This is a genomic window from Clostridium thermobutyricum DSM 4928 (assembly GCF_002050515.1).
Taxonomy (GTDB): domain Bacteria; phylum Bacillota; class Clostridia; order Clostridiales; family Clostridiaceae; genus Clostridium; species Clostridium thermobutyricum.
Genome location: NZ_LTAY01000037.1, coordinates 17,902 through 36,942 on the forward strand (window position 1 = coordinate 17,902; position 19,041 = coordinate 36,942).

The 19,041-nt window shown below is 26.6% G+C and carries 24 protein-coding genes; 1 reads left to right on the top strand and 23 read right to left on the bottom strand.

Annotated features, from left to right (window positions below; translation table 11 throughout):
• Positions 1-360: 360 nt before the first annotated feature.
• The 13 genes from CLTHE_RS07060 to CLTHE_RS07115 form a co-directional block, all read right to left on the bottom strand.
• Entirely contained in the window at positions 361-594 is a 234-nt protein-coding gene (locus CLTHE_RS07060; RefSeq protein WP_080022626.1) for a hypothetical protein, read from the bottom strand.
• A gap of 516 nt (positions 595-1,110) precedes the next feature.
• Positions 1,111-2,985 (bottom strand): ATP-binding protein, encoded by a 1,875-nt coding sequence (locus CLTHE_RS07065; RefSeq protein ID WP_080022627.1) that lies wholly within the window; start codon positions 2,983-2,985, stop codon positions 1,111-1,113.
• Between the two features lie 26 nt (positions 2,986-3,011).
• Positions 3,012-3,200 (bottom strand): DUF5659 domain-containing protein, encoded by a 189-nt coding sequence (locus CLTHE_RS07070; protein ID WP_080022628.1) that lies wholly within the window; start codon positions 3,198-3,200, stop codon positions 3,012-3,014.
• A gap of 160 nt (positions 3,201-3,360) precedes the next feature.
• Complete coding sequence (locus tag CLTHE_RS07075; RefSeq protein WP_080022629.1) at positions 3,361-6,675, bottom strand: hypothetical protein; 3,315 nt, start codon at positions 6,673-6,675, stop codon at positions 3,361-3,363.
• Positions 6,676-6,866: 191 nt separating this feature from the next.
• Positions 6,867-7,130, bottom strand: coding sequence for a hypothetical protein (locus tag CLTHE_RS17250; protein WP_479723344.1), 264 nt, complete (start codon positions 7,128-7,130; stop codon positions 6,867-6,869).
• A gap of 188 nt (positions 7,131-7,318) precedes the next feature.
• Positions 7,319-7,744 carry a hypothetical protein gene (locus CLTHE_RS07080; protein ID WP_143324038.1) on the bottom strand — a complete coding sequence of 142 codons (426 nt, stop codon included), beginning with the start codon at positions 7,742-7,744 and terminating at the stop codon, positions 7,319-7,321.
• A gap of 10 nt (positions 7,745-7,754) precedes the next feature.
• Positions 7,755-7,967, bottom strand: coding sequence for a hypothetical protein (locus CLTHE_RS07085; protein ID WP_080022630.1), 213 nt, complete (start codon positions 7,965-7,967; stop codon positions 7,755-7,757).
• 11 nt (positions 7,968-7,978) lie between these two features.
• A complete protein-coding gene (locus CLTHE_RS07090) occupies positions 7,979-8,317 on the bottom strand; it encodes a hypothetical protein (protein ID WP_080022631.1) in 339 nt (112 codons plus the stop codon).
• Positions 8,318-8,348: 31 nt separating this feature from the next.
• Positions 8,349-8,969, bottom strand: a complete 621-nt coding sequence (locus tag CLTHE_RS07095) for a YkyB family protein (RefSeq protein WP_080022632.1) — start codon at positions 8,967-8,969, stop codon at positions 8,349-8,351.
• 22 nt (positions 8,970-8,991) lie between these two features.
• Complete coding sequence (locus CLTHE_RS07100; protein ID WP_080022633.1) at positions 8,992-9,582, bottom strand: helix-turn-helix domain-containing protein; 591 nt, start codon at positions 9,580-9,582, stop codon at positions 8,992-8,994.
• A 228-nt stretch (positions 9,583-9,810) separates the two neighbouring features.
• Entirely contained in the window at positions 9,811-10,059 is a 249-nt protein-coding gene (locus CLTHE_RS07105) for a hypothetical protein (protein WP_080022634.1), read from the bottom strand.
• Positions 10,060-10,095: 36 nt separating this feature from the next.
• On the bottom strand, positions 10,096-10,416 hold the full coding sequence (locus tag CLTHE_RS07110; RefSeq protein ID WP_080022635.1) for a hypothetical protein: 321 nt from the start codon (positions 10,414-10,416) through the stop codon (positions 10,096-10,098).
• Positions 10,417-10,487: 71 nt separating this feature from the next.
• Positions 10,488-10,769: a hypothetical protein gene (locus CLTHE_RS07115; RefSeq protein ID WP_080022636.1), complete on the bottom strand. Its 282-nt coding sequence runs from the start codon at positions 10,767-10,769 to the stop codon at positions 10,488-10,490.
• A 174-nt stretch (positions 10,770-10,943) separates the two neighbouring features.
• Here CLTHE_RS07115 and CLTHE_RS07120 point away from each other — a divergent pair, with 174 nt between their 5' ends.
• On the top strand, positions 10,944-11,153 hold the full coding sequence (locus tag CLTHE_RS07120) for a helix-turn-helix domain-containing protein (RefSeq protein ID WP_341456352.1): 210 nt from the start codon (positions 10,944-10,946) through the stop codon (positions 11,151-11,153).
• Between the two features lie 85 nt (positions 11,154-11,238).
• Here the strand turns inward: CLTHE_RS07120 and CLTHE_RS07125 are convergent, their stop codons facing one another.
• The 10 genes from CLTHE_RS07125 to CLTHE_RS07165 form a co-directional block, all read right to left on the bottom strand.
• Positions 11,239-11,862 (bottom strand): hypothetical protein, encoded by a 624-nt coding sequence (locus tag CLTHE_RS07125; RefSeq protein WP_080022638.1) that lies wholly within the window; start codon positions 11,860-11,862, stop codon positions 11,239-11,241.
• Between the two features lie 140 nt (positions 11,863-12,002).
• Positions 12,003-12,242, bottom strand: coding sequence for a hypothetical protein (locus CLTHE_RS07130; protein WP_080022639.1), 240 nt, complete (start codon positions 12,240-12,242; stop codon positions 12,003-12,005).
• Positions 12,243-12,335: 93 nt separating this feature from the next.
• Positions 12,336-14,693, bottom strand: a complete 2,358-nt coding sequence (locus CLTHE_RS07135) for an ATP-binding protein (RefSeq protein WP_080022640.1) — start codon at positions 14,691-14,693, stop codon at positions 12,336-12,338.
• On the bottom strand, positions 14,683-15,000 hold the full coding sequence (locus tag CLTHE_RS07140; protein ID WP_080022641.1) for a hypothetical protein: 318 nt from the start codon (positions 14,998-15,000) through the stop codon (positions 14,683-14,685). The genes CLTHE_RS07135 and CLTHE_RS07140 overlap by 11 nt, the downstream gene beginning before the upstream one ends.
• Before the next feature lie 9 nt (positions 15,001-15,009).
• Positions 15,010-15,429 (bottom strand): hypothetical protein, encoded by a 420-nt coding sequence (locus tag CLTHE_RS07145; RefSeq protein WP_080022642.1) that lies wholly within the window; start codon positions 15,427-15,429, stop codon positions 15,010-15,012.
• A gap of 299 nt (positions 15,430-15,728) precedes the next feature.
• Positions 15,729-15,890: a hypothetical protein gene (locus tag CLTHE_RS16695; RefSeq protein WP_158082684.1), complete on the bottom strand. Its 162-nt coding sequence runs from the start codon at positions 15,888-15,890 to the stop codon at positions 15,729-15,731.
• Positions 15,891-15,906: 16 nt separating this feature from the next.
• The gene (locus tag CLTHE_RS07150) at positions 15,907-16,116 is read right to left on the bottom strand and encodes a hypothetical protein (RefSeq protein WP_080022643.1); all 210 of its coding nucleotides are present in this window, start codon (positions 16,114-16,116) and stop codon (positions 15,907-15,909) included.
• A complete protein-coding gene (locus tag CLTHE_RS07155; RefSeq protein ID WP_080022644.1) occupies positions 16,104-16,982 on the bottom strand; it encodes a ParM/StbA family protein in 879 nt (292 codons plus the stop codon). The genes CLTHE_RS07150 and CLTHE_RS07155 overlap by 13 nt, the downstream gene beginning before the upstream one ends.
• Positions 16,983-17,084: 102 nt before the next feature.
• On the bottom strand, positions 17,085-17,267 hold the full coding sequence (locus CLTHE_RS07160) for a hypothetical protein (RefSeq protein ID WP_080022645.1): 183 nt from the start codon (positions 17,265-17,267) through the stop codon (positions 17,085-17,087).
• Between the two features lie 746 nt (positions 17,268-18,013).
• Complete coding sequence (locus CLTHE_RS07165; protein ID WP_080022646.1) at positions 18,014-19,018, bottom strand: tyrosine-type recombinase/integrase; 1,005 nt, start codon at positions 19,016-19,018, stop codon at positions 18,014-18,016.
• Positions 19,019-19,041 lie beyond the last annotated feature (23 nt).

Below are 19,041 nucleotides of genomic sequence, written 5' to 3' on the forward strand. Positions count from 1 at the left end.
AATAATTAAAATACTAAAGAAAGATTTCTCTCTCTTTTCGTACGAAACAGTACATACAAATCATATGCCTGAATAAAATTGTAGTTTTAATCTTATACAATAAGAATCTTACAAAACCTCAATATGAATAAACATATTGAATTAACAATAGCTATCTACTATTGTTACTAATGTACTTCGCTACCAACTCCCACATTTCTGTGTTTGTTTCACCATCCCTTCGGCTATAAGGCGAGTAGCCGTTAGCCGCCTCAAATTAAGTAGTATCAATTTTGAGCATAATAAAAGAGTAGCTAACTTAATAACTACTCTACTTTCCACATAATAAGTGCAGTATACACGATTTATTATGATTTTCTATTATAATTTATTTTCTGTGCTTTCAATAACCAAATTCATACTATCATTATCTAAATTGTAAAATCTAGATGTAATCTTATATTCTTTTAAATGTATACTATCATCTTCATTAAATACGCTTGTCTTTATAATACCTGCCTCTAATATTTGAGCTACTTTATCAATGCTCACTTTTGAATCCACTTCTAATTCTTTTTCATTAAATATCAAATTTAATACATTATATGTTTCCATAATATCACCTCATATTTTATTCTCAAATGATATTATTCTACATATTTTTAACATTTCCTCTATTTTTATACAAACTAAAAGAATTTAATCTATATAAGCTCTTGAATACTAATAAATTTTGATAATCATATCATTCTTCTTCAATCTCCTTCTCTATCATTTCTAATAAATTGCTTTCTACAATTCTATCTTTATTAATTAAAAACTTTTTTACAGTAACTATTCAACTTCTTATTATTAAAAATTAATCATTAAAAAATAAAATACTCCCTTTGTAAATATTTATATAGCGTTCTTTTACCTTTTTATCACCGATCTAGAACGATTAAGTTTCCGCAAAGCTTCAACTAAAATCCTTCTACCTGCCGAAAAAGGTAAGCCACTGAGGCAAACCAAAACGGCTAATAACAATTTAAAACATAGTATTATTCAATTATTTAAAAGTTAGCATACTATTCTCTAATAATACTATATATTAGAAAAGGGTATGCTAAGTCTAAAAGTGAACTATTAAAATTAAGCTATAAATTCTCCTCTTTTATTCCCTTTATGTTCAATAAACCACTTTTTTAATATTTTATTATCCTTCTTAGCTTTATCAAACTGTGTTTTGCTTAATCCACTTTCATTATAAATTTCTTTAGTAGTTATTATTCTACCATTATCTAAACCTTTTAAAAATTCCATCAAAATTTGTGGATTAGTTTTCTTTTTACCTTCATTGGCTTTTCTATTCATCATCTTTTCTTCTTCAAATATATCTGGTACAACTCTAGTGATTTTTGCATTTACTAATTTAGCTATCTCATTGACTGTATCAATTAAATATCTGTTACAAACAAAAAATATCTTGCACTTTTCATTATTACTAAAATGCCTACACTTAACTCTCATTAAATTCTGTATGCTATCAACTACTAAATCACTTTTCATTATCGTTTTCATTGTTTTATTTAAAAATAACCCTTTGTCAACTTCTAATATTTGCTTTATCTCATTATGTATTTTATCGGCATCATTGATTTTATTCCATTTTTCATTTATCTGTGTATATGCAATATAAGTTATTAAATAGACACTATTAGTCTTTCTATTCATTCCTACCTGCACCATTTCGCTCAACCCTTCCCAATCATTCTTCCCTTTTACATCTCCAAAATACGCATGATTTTTAGTATTAAGATGTTTGTTAAATTTATTATATATCCCTCTCTTTTTACCATGCGTTATTACTAGTCCCGTTTCAGTTATATTATTTATATATTTAGATATAGTCTCAATATGATCATTTTTATTGATCAAGCTATTTTGACTTGCACTAACAACAACATGATGTAAATCAATATCACTTTCCTTGCTATCTTCTGCTTTAAACATTTTTCTATGCTCTTCAGGAATAGTTAAATAATCAGCATCTACTTTAGCTGTTGCATCAAATATTATATTTTTACATTTATCAATATCAAACTTTTCAAAATTATTATCTATTATTATGAGTTGTCTGCTATTATCAACTAATTTGTCTGAACTACTAACAAATAAACATCCTTTTTTATTTATATCTTTTAACTTTTCAATCATTTCATAGATATTTGTAGTTACATCATTTTCTATTGCCTTAATGAATTTCTTGTCTAATGCACTATTAATTATTACACTACTTCCATTTCCACTTATCCAATTTATATCATATTCTTGATAGCTATTTCTTAAAGTATCAATAAAATTATATATATCTCTCCAATATTTTAATATTCCTTCTTTCTCTTCTGATTTAGGAAGTGCTTCTAATGCTATTCCTATAGTGCTTAAATAAGCTTCATCTATGACAGTAGTGCTAATTAAATAAGGTTTTTCATCTATAAGTTTTATTTTTCTATCTCCATTTTTCCATTTATATAGTTGCTTTCGTTCTGTTTCAGTCATTTTAAAATACTTTTGTGTGCTAACTAAAACAATAGGATATTTAAATTGTTCTTTTAATTGTTCTAAAAAATCTATTCTGTTACTTTTATATGTACTTTCATCATCTTTATCATATTTCATGAAATAGCATCTATCTTCTAACCCTGGGTATGTAGCAATTTCTTCTAGTCTATCTAGTTTATCAGTAACGACTATAGCTCCATCATCTTCAAGTAACTTATCTCTATTTGCTATTCCCCAATAAGTACTATCATTCACTAGGTGATTTAATGTTGCCTTTATAAGTGTGCTTTTCCCTATCCCACACCTGTTATGATTTATGTATATATTGCCGTCCATTGGGTTAAATACTTTATCTAATACTTCATTTACAAAATTTATTTGCTTATCTGTTGCTCCATCAATTTTACTTTTATATTCTGCTGTTATTAATACTTTTTTTAATTCTACTTGCTTCAATTTCATACTTGTTATTCTCCTCTCATTTATTTTTAATAATGATTATTTTTCTTTCTTATTTTTGTTAAATATTGTATAGCTTTTATTAAATCTTCTGTCTTTTCAAAGCTATATACCTTTTTACCATTATTGTCGAACACATAGTATTCAAAGCCACAAAAACTAAGTGCATATGCTAAATTTTTATTATTTATTATTGTATATTTATTTATTTTCCTCAATCTCCCTTTTATTTTAATTTTGACATACATCAATCTTAGAGCGTTGGTATTTTTACCTTCGTTCTAAGTAAGAATCCTTTCATACTGGACTCACTCTTGTCGGTTTAACTAATGGACACTAAGTCCACTAGTTACCATTATTTATTTTTACTTTAATTATTTAATAATATATTGTTACACTCTTATTATTTTTAGCTACCTCTATTTCCTTAACTTCTATTTCTTCTATTCCTTCTAAAATTGCCCTAAAATCAGGAAATACAAAGCCTATTCTTTCTTCTGCTATTAAGTACATATTTTTCTCGTCTCTATCTATTTTTAAACTCTTTGTAATAGCTTGTCCGTTATAGTTTGCTCTTATTTTTCTTAACTCTCCTAACTTACACTTTTTATTTAATTGTTCTTTCTTGTCTAAATCTAATTCTTTTAAATCTACATTTATTATGCTGTAATTAGTATTTAAATATTTTATTTCTCCATTTAAATCCTCTTTATACATTGTTCCTACTCCATTTTTTTGTGCTATTAATTCTTTTTCTAGCTCTGCAAAGCAAAAATTGATTATAAATCTGCTACTTGCTTTAATTAGGTTGTTTCCTTCTGTTTCTCTTCTAACTTTTGTTATCGATTTTAAAATTACTTTATCACTATATTTATCTTGTATAAGTTCTTTATAGTTTTCTGCTATTTTTAAATCTATCTTATTAAATTCTTCTGTTATTTTGGCATTTAATTTAGCTATTTTAGTTTCTAAATCTAATAATTCTTCTCTATTTTCTTCTCTTTCAGCCTCTAATTTTTCTTTTTGATTGTACAAATTTTTAAGCTTACTTTTTTTAGAAGCCGTCGCAATTTCCTTGTTGTAGTAAGTTTCATTTATCTTAATTTCTAAATCCTTTAATTCTTTATAATGCCCCAATGTCTCTCTTAGTTCTTTAGCTTGTTTTAATTCTATCTTTTCTTTTATTTCACTTCTTAAAGCGTGATATTTATCTTCTAATATTCTCAAAGTATCTGTACATTCTTCATTTGCTACTGCATCAACTTTTTTAAGAACTCTAAAAAGTGGTTCGTTATTATATATATCTTTATCCATCAATCTAGCTTTTTTGCCTAATTCATTATTGATCTCTTTTGCAAAATTACAAAGTAAAGTATTTGAACTTCTACAGTCTGTGTATTTTACAGTTTGGCTAGCCTCTTTATATTTTGCATGATAGATATATGACGGTTTTTTAGCTTTTCTTCCTATTGCTTTGTATAGAGGTTTTTCCATTGCTTTTTCGACTTTTATATTTGTCTTTGGCTGATCTATTGCAACCATCTGTAAGTATAGTAAGTAATAGCTATATTTTTTATAATGTTCAAAATTTTTCATTATAAAATTTTTTATTTCTTCTTCTGTAAGCTGTGTATAGTCCCAACAAACGCCTTCTTCTTGCAATTCCTTAATTAACTCTCTCTTCACCTTCATCTCATTATTTATTTTCTTGTTAATTTTATTTTCAAGTCTCTTTTTTTCACTTTGCAACTCTTCTCCAGTATAAGTTTTATATAAATATTCTTTTTCACTTAAAAATTGAGCATTTATCTTCTTTTCTATTTCACTTCTAAATTGACTTAGACTTATATATAGTATCCCATCTTCTCTTAAAAATTTATAAGGCATTTCTTGTATAAGATTTGATACTATTGCACCTTTATTTGAAAGTTGTCCAATTACATTGCCTCGAACTTGTAGCAAAATTTCTATCATATTTTCTTTTGTATATTTAACTTTGTGACTTCCTCCATCAAATTGGTTTCTGAAATACCAATTCACTCCATTCTCATCTACATCTTCTATCACTGCATTGTAGATAATTTCGTTGTCTATAGCTAATGATATATCTAAATCCTCATCTTCACCTGATTGTCTCATCATGAAATCATTAAACGGATAAAACATAATATCTGAACTTAATTCTTTGAAATATTTTTCATATAGAGGATTTTCTACCAATATAGTTTTAATTAATTCTGTAGCTGAGTTAAGTGGGCATCTAGCAAGTGTTCTATGTCCTTTTTCCCTAGGTACATAGTTTTGATTATCTTGTAACCCATTCAAACTCATATACCCTTTAATCTTTCCATCCTCTGTATACTCAGCATTGATTAAGCTATCGAAATAACTAATTGCATCTTTTATAACTACTTTATAATTACCTTTTACATAGATACTTCCACCCGCAAAGGTATGGACTGATTTATTTACTAAGCTTTCCATAACTTTATAACTACTTTTTAACGTTAACATTTTATTATCTAGCTGTATTAATCTATGTACTTTTGTACTTGCACTTAGTTCTTTCTCTTCATCTCTAGCTATATCTCCGAGCATTATACGAGTTGCATGTTCTTCTCTATTTATAACTCTTCTATAAATATCTTTATGTTCTTTAGATATCTCTTCAAGTTCAGATGGTGTTAATGCTAAGTTAGTAATTATTTGATAGTTAGCTTTTGTATAAGACTTTGGGGTTTCTTTATTGTATTTACATATATTGAATCCATTTAAAAGTCTTTCAGCATGAGGATAATTTAATTTTAATTTCTCTATTTCTTCTGCACTATCAAACCATTTTCCCCATTTTACTTGACTTGCATTTTGAATTATATCTACATCAAATAAATTTACATCATTACCCCACATATCTTTTACTATCAAAGAAGTTAATCCATGTTCTTCTCTTAGATATTTTTTAAAATCAAATTTAACTAACAGACCTTTGCTTGCTACTCCAATTTCCCTTATTCCTATCCAGCTCAGAGAATATCTAACACCTAATTGTTTTTGTATATTTTTCATAATATTAGGCATTATAAATCCTGATCCGTCCATAGCGGTATGAGCTACTTCTAATGCTTCATGCTTTTCTAATTTTAAAGATTTACTAGGTCTATTCATCCCAAATTCTTTTTTGAATTGTAGATAATTATTTATATATGTATAAGTCATTTCCGGCAGTATAGCTTTCTTTAGGCAAGGTAAATATACTCTATCCCCAGCACTTGTCAATAGTGATAATCTTGATACTATATCTTTATTTATACATAATACTGCTTCTTCTTTTTGTTTTATTTTAAGTTTTCCTAATGAAGATAAATCTTCTAAATACTCTATAAAATCTTTATCTTCTTCAGATATAAAAAAGTATTCCATGGAGTATTCTTGTTCTCTATCTTCATGTTTCATCATATTTACTGTTGTAATTAAGCTAATATATTTTTTATCTTTATATGTAAAACCATTGTTAAGCATATTCTTTGCTTCTTCTTTGTCTATTGGTATATGTACTTTTATAATATTTTCTATGTTTTCTTTTAACTCTTCTTTTTTATATAAGCTATAAATCCTTATTAAATCATTTTCCGCTATTTTGATAAACGATTCTTGATATTGCGTATTAATCTCCTTTAAAGTGTACTGTTTCATTTATAATTCCCCCTATAAATTCTAAATTTTCTATTTTGAAAAGTTTTATATCACTTTCCAAACTCCCTTGAGATATCTGTCGGTAGACAGATGTCTCTTATACCATTTAAAATTAACTCTCTAAAATTCCACTCTTTATATATATTCTTTTTTATAATATTCTTTTCAAATAACTTAGCTCTTCCTTTTATTTATTTAATTGATTCTTTAGCTTTAATTTCCTTTATCTTATCTTTACCAAGCTCTTCAATGAGTTTAGATTTATCTTCATTGGTTAATTTTCCCCAAATGTTTAATGCTGTTGTATATTTTACTGTTCCATCTGATATTAATTCTTGAAGATCTGGTGATAAAGAATTTAATTTTTTAAGATTTTGTATATGTCTAACAGATACACACAGTTCTTTGGCTAAACTCTCTTGTGAAACGAAAAATTTGCGTTTCTCATTATTTATATGATTACCATGATAAACACTCCCAGTTCTTTAGCTATTTGTTCTTGTGTGGATACGACATTTTGTCGTGTCCACTGATTGTTTCCCTTTCCACCCCCACATAATTCTTTTGTAATTTGAGATTGTGTGCTTCGGACATTATGTCCTATGCTATATTGATTATTTCCCTTAACATTAAAACTCCCATGTCATATGCCACATAATTCTTTTTGATTTGCCACATTAAGATTATCTTTATCTGCCACTTTAACCCCCATAGTTGCAGTTAATTCTCCATCTTCTATCATGTCTTGTAATTCAGGTATTAAACTAGTCAATCTTTTTAATGACTGAAGATGCTTTTGAGATATTCCTATTTCTTGTGCAAATTCCTCTTGTGTTTTCAAAGGAGGATTATCCTCCTTTGATTTTCTATCTCCACCTTTTTTAGTAACACCTTTAATCCTTTCTAATTCAATAATACATCTAGACATTTTCATAGGATTTATATTCCCTACTCCTCTTTGCATAATGTTTGTACATATTAAATCTTCAAGTATCATATCTTCTTTTGTTCTTTTTATTTTTTCATCATATTCTGGATAGAATGTAATTCTGCATTTTTTATCTAACACCTAATAATTTTCACTTGAACAATTTTTTAAGCAAACTGAATATACTAAAACTTGTTTTATTGTAGACCTTATTGTAGGCAGCCTTTTTAGGATTATTAACCCAACCCATACCTTTTTTGCCGTACATAGGATTAACGGCTTTCTTCATTACTCTTTTAGCTCTTCCAGTAGTTCTAGCCTTAAAACTTTTCTTAATGCTTGGCTTTCTCATTCCTAATTTCAACTTTATTGCCCCTATTCTTCATATCTTAACTCTTTTTCTTCAGCTACTAATTCTAACTTCTTAATTTCTTTTTCTATAAATTCAATTTCATCTTGTAAGTATATAAATTCTCCTGCATTCTTTGCATAAAATTCTTTTTCTTTAATTTCATTTCCAAAAACTTTACCATATAGTTCTCCTATTTGTTCACATCTAGATTCAGCCCTTACCTTAGCTGCTTTTAAATTTTCTAACCTCTCTTTTCCAGTCCCATATTCATCATATCTATTAAGTTCTTTAATTAATTCCTCGCCTAAAATTTCCTTTACATATCCTTGTCCCATTCTTTCTAATAACTCTTCTCTCATCATTTTTTCTCATTCTCCCTTTTAATTTATTTTTTTATGATATATATTTTTTTAATATTTCTTTAGCATCATTAAAGCTTATAGAAACATTTATTTTTCTTTCACTGCTTATCATATTATCTATATTCCCTAACGTATTTTCTGGCTTAATATTTGATATCTTATGAAACGAAAACTCAGTTTCAGTATTTTTATATAATTCTAAATATACATTGTTTTGTTTATGATATCCTATAAACTGTAATTTTCCTTCATTAATCATTTTTTCTATCACTCTATCTTTTAAATAATATAAATTTAACGATCTAGTCTTGCTCATATTACAAGTTTTAAAATCTCTATTCTCGTATGCTTTATACTTTGTATCTCTGCTAACTTTAGCTGATTTATTCACTATATATAATGCCTCACATAAAACTTTATTATTTATTTCTATCTCTCTCTTTATTTTTGCTTTATTTCTTCTTTTGATTTTAACAGTATCTTTTATACTATAAAATTCAAAACTTCTCCATTTTCCTCCTGTGAACACTCTATGTATTTCACTTTTTGCATCTTTTGTTGGTTTTAAGTTCCTTCTTAATAATTCTGCTTTTGAGTATAGATTCAACTCTTCTGCCATTTCATTTGCTTGAACCCAATTTTTAAAATTCATAAATTCTCACTCCTAATTATTTTTATACATTTTCTTTATCATTTTCTAACTCTATAGCTAAAGTTAACATTTTTACAAATTTATCATCTACCATTCCTTCTATTTTTGTATCTTGTGAATTAATTACTGCCATCATCACTTTATTTAATGTTTCATGTTTTAATTTATTTCTTATAGCAACTATAGGTAATAAATTTATCATGTTAAATATATTATACATTTCAACATTTAAATCTTCTAAATCTACTCCATCTTCAAACATTCTCTGTTCATATAAATCATCTAATTGACTCTCTAATTTTTCTAAAAATTTCAATTTCTCTATCCTATATGCTTGCACATATCCATCATCTACCAAATACCAATTTCTGTTTATTTTTCTATTCTCATTTAAGATATACTGCAATGTAACTATATCATTAGAATCTAACTCTTTGTTGAACCACTCCCTATCTACTGTAAACAACACTTCTAACTTATCAAGTTGCTTATCAGGTATTCCCCTCCCTCCTCTTATCCAATTTGTTATGGCTTGCCTTGTTACTCCTAATTCACGAGCTAATTCTGTATAAGTTAACTCTTCTTGCTTGCATACATATTCTAATCCTAACATTTCATCTTTTCCTCGTGCTTTGTTTACTTTAATTATATAATATCAAACTATGTGTACTCTGTAAACACTTTATTCAATATTTATTCAAATTTATTTTATAATTTATTTACATTTAACTCTTCTAAATCTTTAAATTTTTATTTTTTCATATTTAGCATATTTTTCACCAATAATATATATTATTTTAATGATTGCTTTTGATATAAATTAAATTTATATCATGTCTCTTTATAATTTTTCTACAAAATAATCTATCAATAGCTGACTTTGTTTTAAATTTAAATTACAAATTAAATCACTATAAAAATTATCTTCTTCGTGAATTGTTAGTTGATCCACAATATTATTTACATATAGAAATCCATTTTTTAAATTTACATATATTCCTGAATCGAAGTCTCCTAATTCATTTATCTCTTTATCTATTGTCTCTTTTATTTGTAATAACTCGTATTTATTTAATAATCTTATTAACATATTGTTTCCTCCCATCAGTGTAACTTCTACACTCTTCTATACCACTTTTTTAATTTTATATTTTTGTTGCTGGTCTGCACTTTTTATAAGTTCAGACGGAACATAACAGATAGTAATCAACACATTTTCATCATCAAACAGATATATAAATCTATTGTAAACAATGATTTTTGGGTATATATTTTTTCTATAATATAAAGATGTAGCATATTGCTTTAATTTCCCTTTTAACTCATCAAAACGTACTCCATCTGATACAACCTTTACTATATGTCTTTCCAGCGCCTTTTTATTTAATCCTAAACGCTTTTTCACTCTTTCTATTGCATGATCTGAAAATTTTACATCTATACTCATAACTTCAACCCCTATTTTATATAATTTGCTAAAACTCTCGCTTTTGCTTAATTATGTTTAACCCTTCATTTTTAAGCCACCTTTTCTCTACAAATATTGATTTTGTATTCATCTATATTCTTCCCTAAGATGTCGCTTATATGAATTATCCACCCACCATTTTCTTTGAAAACTACAATATCTCTCTTATTATGATTAATCACTTCTTGTAGTAATAGAAAAACTGTTGCATCTTCAATAGTTGTTTTTCTTGTAAAAATATTATTTTCTATCAGTTTGCTAACCTTTATTCTTTTTCCTTCTAATACTTCTTGTAACTGTTCTAAACTTATTAAATTCTCTAAACCCATCATTTTTACAACCCCTTATTTAAATTTATCTTATGTATATATAATAATCCTCTTTTTCGTGATTGTCAATCCTGTTTTTAAGGATTTTTTTATTTATTTAATGATTAAAACATTTTTTTATTTATTAAATCACTATTTTATAGTATAATGTATTAAAGAGGTGATTTAATGATAACTATGAAATTGCACATTTTATTGGCAGAAAGACGTATGCAACAAAAAGAATTGGCTGAACTAACCAATATAAGCAAAAATACAATAGGTGCATACTGCAATGATACTGCAAAGCATATAGTAAAAGATCATTTAGATAAGATTTGTAATGTTCTAAATTGCGACATTACAGACCTAATTGAATATACAAAAGATACAGAAGGAGAGTCTTAATAGGCTCTTTTTATTTTAATCACATTAATTAAAATTAAATAATAAAAAAGACTACATTTTGTAGTCTTTTCCGTATTATCTGTATTTATTTTTTATTTAATTGGCTTTCTAAATATGATACTTTTCCTTTTAACTTTTCAACTTCTTCTATTATTTCTCTGACAACACCTTTTAAATTTAATGTTTCTTTTGGATTTACTCTTTTATCTATCAACATTTTTAATACTTTATCTATTTCTTCAATATTAGGAATAGAATTGTTTAAAAATTGTTCTTGAATACGTTTCTCTTCTTGTTCTCTTTGTAGTTCACTTATAATATCTTTTACATCTAAGTTTATATAATGACATGTATTATTGCTATAATAATACTGTTCTATAAATTTTTTCAATTCTTCCCTTGAATCAAAATCATAGCTCAAAATATTATTCATCTTAAGAATACCCATATAATATTCATCATAAATTTCATAGTCTAAAACTAGCTTATAGTCAAATTTTTGACGAGTTGTATGATGACTTTTTAATATACCATCTTGATAGTATAAAATCATATTTCTATTCCCACTTAATCCTACTTTAGTTGATATTTTAAAATACTTATTTTCTTTATCCTCAGTTTTTTCAATTATATTTTCTATAAACTCTCTTACAGTGTTGCAATTATGATTTATCTTATCTTCTAAATAACAATCAACTTTTAATATCACTCTCATTCTCCCTCAAACATATACATCTATATTTTATATATTTTTATATAATTTTACAATAAATTCTTTTAATACTATTATAAAGGTAAAAAAATAAGAGATAACTTTATTTAAGTCACCTCTATAATTATTATTTTTAATTAAAGATATTTAATTGGACATATCGGAATTTCAATTTCAATTGGACATGTATAGTATTCTCTCCCTTTGTTATTGTACATTGTACTATCAGATTTCAAACCATTATGGTATCCATATTGTTTTGTGTATTTTCTTACCTTATACTCTGGAATTCCTAAAATTTCTGCTACTTTTTTCTGTGAATGTCCTGCTTGATATATAGCTATTGTTTTTTGAAATAGTGTGTAGTATTCTTCCATTTTGTCTTCCTCCGTTAATATTAATACTTATATTATAACTCTTATATACTAATTATATTATGTAATTTTTGTAAAAAATAAAAAGGATAGCTATTAACTACCCTTTACTGGTGATGGTAACTTAGTTATAAAACTGGCATAACCTTCACTATATTTAATTAAATTCATTGAGCAGTATTGATCCATATCACGTAAATCTTCGTACTCAAAACTTCCTAATTTGCTCTTAAAATGATTAAAATCATCTTCTAAGCACCCATTTAAAAGCATATAAGATGTTCCAGCTGATTCCAGTGTATCTTCAATTTGTTCTAATTGGCTTGTATGGTGTAGTGCAAATATTAACTTTCCTCCAAATTTTCTAGTCTGTGTTATTATATCTCTTAAATCATCAAATACCGTAGGAGCTTGATGTATCTCATCTACAATTATATTACATCTCCTTGGTTTATCTGTTTTGGCTCCTCTCTGTTCTAATGCTAACCAAATTTTAGACATTAAATAAGTTACGATTATATTTTTTATTCTTTTACTTGGAAATTTGGCTTGTGGCATTTTAAATAATACTACCTTCCCATCATCCATAGCTTTAACTAAATCTATATTATCTTTCGTATCCTTTCTATACATATACTTTAACTTAGTATCTCTACGAAGCACTCTAGTTCTGTCTAATATATGCTCTATTTTATTTTCTCTAGTACCAATTATTTCAGGAATGACACCTTCTTTAGCATCCTTTGCACTAACTTTAGACCATTCATTAAGTTCCATTAAGGTTTCTACTTCTTCATCTAAACTCTCATATAATTCTTTATTTTGTTTTAATTCCTCAATATACCTCATTCTAGTTTTGTGACAAGTTAAACATTTTATAACATCTTTTATAGCTGTATATCCCAGTGAAAAAGTAATATCACCTGCTGCTCCTAAAATTGTTTCCATTCTGCTTGAAAGTGGATCACCTATAACAATGCTATTGATAAAAGCTTGAAGTTGAGTTGTTTGTAAATTTGCCATCTCTTCAATTTCTAAAATGTTTGCATTTTCAGGTATCTTTAACTCATCATATCCTAACCCTTGAAGATCTTCCATTTTCGACAAATCTATTTCTATAAGTTTTTCAGAAGGTGTAATAGCTTTTATATCATCACTTAATTCACATTTTTTAATAAAATCTATAACTATTACACCTTCTCCATTATCTATTGAGTCCTTTGCAAAATTAGCTAAAAAAGTTGATTTTCCACCTCCCATCATTCCAAAAAGAACCAATGGCAAACTTGCTATATTGTATTCTTTCCCGAAGTAAGCAGGAGTAATATTGCCTTTGTACTTGCTTGTCCCAAGTCTATGAGTTCCTGTTTGAAGTTTTTCGGGTACTTTTACTTCTTCTGTCTTTACGTGTTTTATACCTAGGGTAGTCAACAACATTCTTCCTGGAATTTGCATAAGTTGCCCTACTTCTGCTGTTGACATAGCACTAGATTTATATTTTTTAAAACTATAATCTTCTATATTTATAGAATTTTTAACTTTCTCATATTTCAATTCATTATTGCAGTCTAATGTTCTAAATGCTTGACATAAACTTAAAGCATTATTACTTTTCCTAATATTATCTACGCTCTCACTTAAAATTGCTATTTGAGTATTAATAACTTGACTTGTTTTTTTGTATCTACTATTAGATATATCATTTTGATTTTCTAATAATCTAAACATACTGTCATACATATTTGATTTAGTTTCTACTGTTAATCCTCCAAAAAAATCATTTATAACTTCTACAAAAAGATCTACAGCTTTAATTACATTCAGAGTTGCATTTTTTAATATATACTCAAAATTCAAAACAGGTTTATCAAGACTCTCTTTCTTCCTAACTTTTTCTTCTAATTCATCAAAAGTTTCTATCCACCCGAACTGACTTCGTGGAATAAAATTATAAGCTATCATAACTCTATCATTTTCTTTCATAATTTCTATTACTGATAAAATTGAATTTAAAGGCTCATTAAGTTTTTTATCTACATTTAAACTTAAAGCATCATGTTTTTTATAAGATAAACTATAACATTCTACATCTTTAGAAAATGGCTGTATGCTTGATCCTATAACTTCAATAGTTGCTTTAGTCCATACTTCATGTATTTTCTCTAGCGCAATATTTAAAAAGAATTTGGGAACTACTAAATAAAAACTTGTATCTGTATTAGTTATATCTATTAAATAACTTATTTTAAAATCCATTTCAAATATTAATTTTTTATTTTCTCTGTAAACACGTTTATTTATACTTTTATAAGTATTTGCTATACTCTTAGCGATATTGACACTTGAATAATTTCTAATACTCTTATGTGGTATAATTTTAATATATTGATAATTAGGTTTTTTAACTTCAAAATAATGAGATAATTTCATGCTCTTGATTTTTCTATTTAACACTTTCAATCGCCACCTTAAGTATTTGTAGTAAAAAATATATCATAATGGAAACTGGAACATATTTGCCTGCTTTTTTAAGCCCCGATATATATAAAAATAATGCAGTTAAACCAACAAAAAGACACCCCCAGTAACTGACTTCTATTACTCCATTAACAGCCAACTCTAATAAATTTAAAAATGCTGTTTTAATTCCATCTACTAACCATTCCCCTAAATTTAAAAAACCAAGTTTAGGAAATTCTATAAATTTTAAAGTAGAATTCTGAAAAACTTCTATATTGCTTAATATTATCTCTCTTAACACTTCTATCACCTACCTAAAACAATCTTCAATCAAATCTAAAACATACGGAAAAAAATACAAGGTAGCATAGATTAGAATGTATTTTCCTAAAACTTTAACTACATCTCCAGCTTTTTCATTTCCACCACTCAAGCCCACTTTTATTACATTAATAAGCCCTAGTACTAGACAAACCCATCGCCCACTTTTTCTTACTAAGTATAGTAATGTATTTCCGAGCTTATCTATTCCTCCTGTATTTACTTCTGCTGCATGAGCAGTTGTATTAGATATTAAAATTAAAGCTATTGCTAGTCCAAATGTACAAGCTATTTTTAATTGCTTATTATATTTAAATTCATTAATTATTTCATTAATAAACCTTTCTTTCTTGCTCATATTTGCATAATCTAAAAATTCTTGTATAGTCATTACTTTATTTCTTATCATAAATTCTCAACTCCATGTATAAATTATAAAATTTTGGTAATATTATTAATATAAATTTAGCGGAGGTGTATCATTGTGTTTCTATTTACATGTGGATTCACTGCTGCAACAATGGTAGCAGAAGTTATAATTAGGTTGGTGGCTTAATTCTTAATATTTTCTTAAAATTACATATAACTTTCAAAATTTAATCAACTTTTTAAATGTTCTCACATAAACTACTAGTGTAACGTAGTTAACGTAGTAGTTTCCTTAGCCCTTTTCTATCCATATAGATTCGGGCTATTTTTATTGGCTTTTTATAAGTATCTTGTTAAATTTAGTGGTCTGTATCCATTCCTTAGACTACATAATATTTTCGCTATATCTTCTTTATTTTTAATTGCATTTTTTCTTAAATTTATATACTTAACTAATAATTCTAAATACATAAAATAATTTTCACACTTCCATTTATTCATTTTAAAATTCCTCCAGCTAAAAATCTGTTATATCTATAATTTCTTTCTCTATTTCTTTTTTCTTAATTTTAGATTTTTCAGAATTGTTTTCTGTTTTAAGCTCTTCAAAAAAATATTCTCTTAATGCCTCTTTTAAAACATGACTTCTATCCTCCATCTCAATTAAGAAATTATATAATTTTCTATCTCTTTTTGTATTTTTAAAACTTATATCTATTCTTGCCATATTCTCTCACCTGCTTTCAGTGATCCAATTGCATTATCAAAAATTGGATCACTTGATAATAATACATTCGATAATCTATTTTTAAATGCTTTTCTAAATAAATAACTTCCCCCTCCTGTTAAAAGTACATATCCTAAATCTAGATTAAATTTAAGTTGTAGCTCTTTGTATATTGCATTGAAGTGTCTTTTTAATATTTCTACTATAAAACGTAAATCTTGTTGTTTACCTTTTAAAAATAACCCATTTTTCAACAACTCTTCTCCATCTTCAAGTTTAAAGTCTGTTATGAATTTATTATTTACTTCTTCAACTATCTCTTCATAGACTGTTAAACTACCGGTAGACACCGTCTTAACATCTTTAATCTTATTATTTATAAATAATGCCACATCTGTTGTACGTCCTCCTATATCTACTATAAGCAGTTGTTTTGTCCCTATAACTTCTCTCTGTTCTTTACTTAGATTATAAATTGCACTTGCACCTTCTGGCATAACTAAGATTTTATCTATCATAATATCTTTAGTCATATTTCCGAAACTTACTGTTTTTACATTATTATTTCTTATAAGTTGCTCAAATCCTTGTTTTTTAGCTTTATATTGACTAATTGGTAAGCTAACAACTATATCAAATATATTTGCATCATATTTTGCTAAAGCATAATAAAGCAACTGTATTGTTATATCCTTTTCAGCTTTATTATAATCCGTGCTAAATTCACCTTCTTCTACGTAAAACTTATCATAGTCTAAGTAAAACGGTGTACTATTGAACCCTTCTTTTGTTGTGACTTTACTTAAAAAGCTATCTTTCATACTTGTTTTTACTGCATAATTTCCTAAATCTACTCCTATTCTCATGTCTTCCTCCTGCTTTCTGTTTCTTATACTTCTACTATATGCAGTATCTTTCCGAAAGTTTCATACTTTTTACGAAAAAAAGTGTAAAAAAATAAGTCTATCTCATTTGATAGACTTATCACCGTTATTTCTTATATAATCTTCGTATAGCAATTGTAGTAAATATTTATCTTTTCCAATTATTCTGCCCTTTTCTTCTAAATATTTATATAAATCTAAATGCAATTGATCTTCCTTCTTGAACCTTAATTCTAAAGTGTTATATAAATCTTTTTTGCTAACCATAAACTACTCCTCCTATCATATGTATAATTTTACCATGAAAAGTAAATAATTACTAATAAATTAATATTCGGAGGATTATATATGGAATTTTTCTTATTAGGAATTTTTATCGGTGTAATTTTAGGACTTATATTAGGCCTTATTCTTTATTATTTAGCTCAATTCATAATAAATAAAATATTATAATTAATTATTTGTTTTTACTTGACTTTAAGTGCCGAAGGCTTATATTGAACTGGCACGTGGAAACATTGCGAGGATATAGTTTGCCCTAAGAATTTAGTCTTAGGACTCTATCTGAACTGTATACGTATTGTATCGCTCGTTAATACTCTATTTGTATTCAAGCCTTTACTATATTGCAAAATGTTACCCTACAATATATTTTCTCCTGTTGACTTGAATCCCCCACTCTCGCGGCATTTCCCTGCAACCCAGCTAATTTATTTGTCGATCAGCTGTACTCGACTAAGGATATTATTTTATAAATAGAGTAATTAAATAATACCCCATGAACTTTTTGCATTGGCTTCATGTAACCACTATATTATTTTAAGTTGCATAGTGCATAACAACTCAACTTACACACTAAAAAAGGGTGCAAGAAATAAACCCTTGCAACCTTCTCTTTTTTGAAATATAATAAACTTAAGGTGTTTTATATCTCTAAGAGAGGTATACAAAGAATTATTAATCAATATTTAGTTTTAAAGAGGCTATTGCAGTAGCTTCTTTTTTGTTTATTTTTAATTCATGTTTTCTAATGGACTATACTTTCTATATTTCCTTCTAATGTCTTCTGTAGTAAGATCTAAATATGCCTTCTCTGTTACAGTAACTGAACTATGCCCTAGAATTTTTGAAAGCATAAAAATATCTCCTCCATTTAATAAAAATCTTCTGCCAAAATTATTTCTAAGTGTATGAGGTGTTATTTTTTTCTTTATTCTTGCTCTCTTCAAATAAATTCTAAAATTCCTTTCAAAATTAGATGCTGTTAACATCCTATTTGTTCTCTGAGTTGGAAAAATTAAATCATTTTCTTGTATAGCATCTTTATATCTAATCCATCGTCCTAATAATTCCTTCATTTTTTGACTAAAGAATACATATCTATCTTTTTTTCCTTTTGTAACTTCGGCACTTAAAAATATTGTTTTATTTATTAAGTCAATATTCTCTATCTCTAAACTTAAACATTCACCCAATCTCATACCTGTATCAAATATTAATTGAATAATTACATAATCTCTATACTCATGGAAATTTGTTATATCTAACGATTTTACAAGTTTTTTATACTCATCATCAGTTAATTGCTCTTTTATAACTCTTTTAGTTTTTATATGTTTAACTTTTTTAACATCGTTATATTTTATAAAATCATTATCATATAAGAAATTAAAAAACACTTTTATATTCCTAAGATAATTATTTAATGTTGCTGCTGAAATCTCATCTCCCAAATCCCTTCTATTATTTTGATAAGTAGTTTCTATACTTTTTTCATCTGCAACATATGAATACTTACCTCTACTTTTTGTAAATTCAATGTATTCTTCAACTATTTCTTTATTTACTTTTTGAATATCAAGTATTTCCTTTTCTTCCTCTAAGTACTTTGCAAATAAAGTTAATGTCTGATAGTAACTCTTAATTGTTTTTGTTGATAATTCCTTATATTTGCAAAAATCAATAAAATTCTGAATATAATATACAATGTCTTTATTTTTTTTTATAATTTTAGGCACAAAAAAACCTCCTATCCTTTAAA

Bases quoted from the DNA above. Each gene is read 5' to 3' on its own strand.
- CLTHE_RS07060 (WP_080022626.1), bottom strand. From the start codon at position 594: ATGGAAACATATAATGTATTAAATTTGATATTTAATGAAAAAGAATTA.
- CLTHE_RS07065 (WP_080022627.1), bottom strand. From the start codon at position 2,985: ATGAAATTGAAGCAAGTAGAATTAAAAAAAGTATTAATAACAGCAGAA.
- CLTHE_RS07075 (WP_080022629.1), bottom strand. From the start codon at position 6,675: ATGAAACAGTACACTTTAAAGGAGATTAATACGCAATATCAAGAATCG.
- CLTHE_RS07090 (WP_080022631.1), bottom strand. From the start codon at position 8,317: ATGATGAGAGAAGAGTTATTAGAAAGAATGGGACAAGGATATGTAAAG.
- CLTHE_RS07095 (WP_080022632.1), bottom strand. From the start codon at position 8,969: ATGAATTTTAAAAATTGGGTTCAAGCAAATGAAATGGCAGAAGAGTTG.
- CLTHE_RS07100 (WP_080022633.1), bottom strand. From the start codon at position 9,582: ATGTTAGGATTAGAATATGTATGCAAGCAAGAAGAGTTAACTTATACA.
- CLTHE_RS07105 (WP_080022634.1), bottom strand. From the start codon at position 10,059: ATGTTAATAAGATTATTAAATAAATACGAGTTATTACAAATAAAAGAG.
- CLTHE_RS07110 (WP_080022635.1), bottom strand. From the start codon at position 10,416: ATGAGTATAGATGTAAAATTTTCAGATCATGCAATAGAAAGAGTGAAA.
- CLTHE_RS07115 (WP_080022636.1), bottom strand. From the start codon at position 10,769: ATGATGGGTTTAGAGAATTTAATAAGTTTAGAACAGTTACAAGAAGTA.
- CLTHE_RS07120 (WP_341456352.1), top strand. From the start codon at position 10,944: ATGAAATTGCACATTTTATTGGCAGAAAGACGTATGCAACAAAAAGAA.
- CLTHE_RS07130 (WP_080022639.1), bottom strand. From the start codon at position 12,242: ATGGAAGAATACTACACACTATTTCAAAAAACAATAGCTATATATCAA.
- CLTHE_RS07145 (WP_080022642.1), bottom strand. From the start codon at position 15,429: ATGATAAGAAATAAAGTAATGACTATACAAGAATTTTTAGATTATGCA.
- CLTHE_RS16695 (WP_158082684.1), bottom strand. From the start codon at position 15,890: ATGAATAAATGGAAGTGTGAAAATTATTTTATGTATTTAGAATTATTA.
- CLTHE_RS07150 (WP_080022643.1), bottom strand. From the start codon at position 16,116: ATGGCAAGAATAGATATAAGTTTTAAAAATACAAAAAGAGATAGAAAA.
- CLTHE_RS07155 (WP_080022644.1), bottom strand. From the start codon at position 16,982: ATGAGAATAGGAGTAGATTTAGGAAATTATGCAGTAAAAACAAGTATG.
- CLTHE_RS07160 (WP_080022645.1), bottom strand. From the start codon at position 17,267: ATGGTTAGCAAAAAAGATTTATATAACACTTTAGAATTAAGGTTCAAG.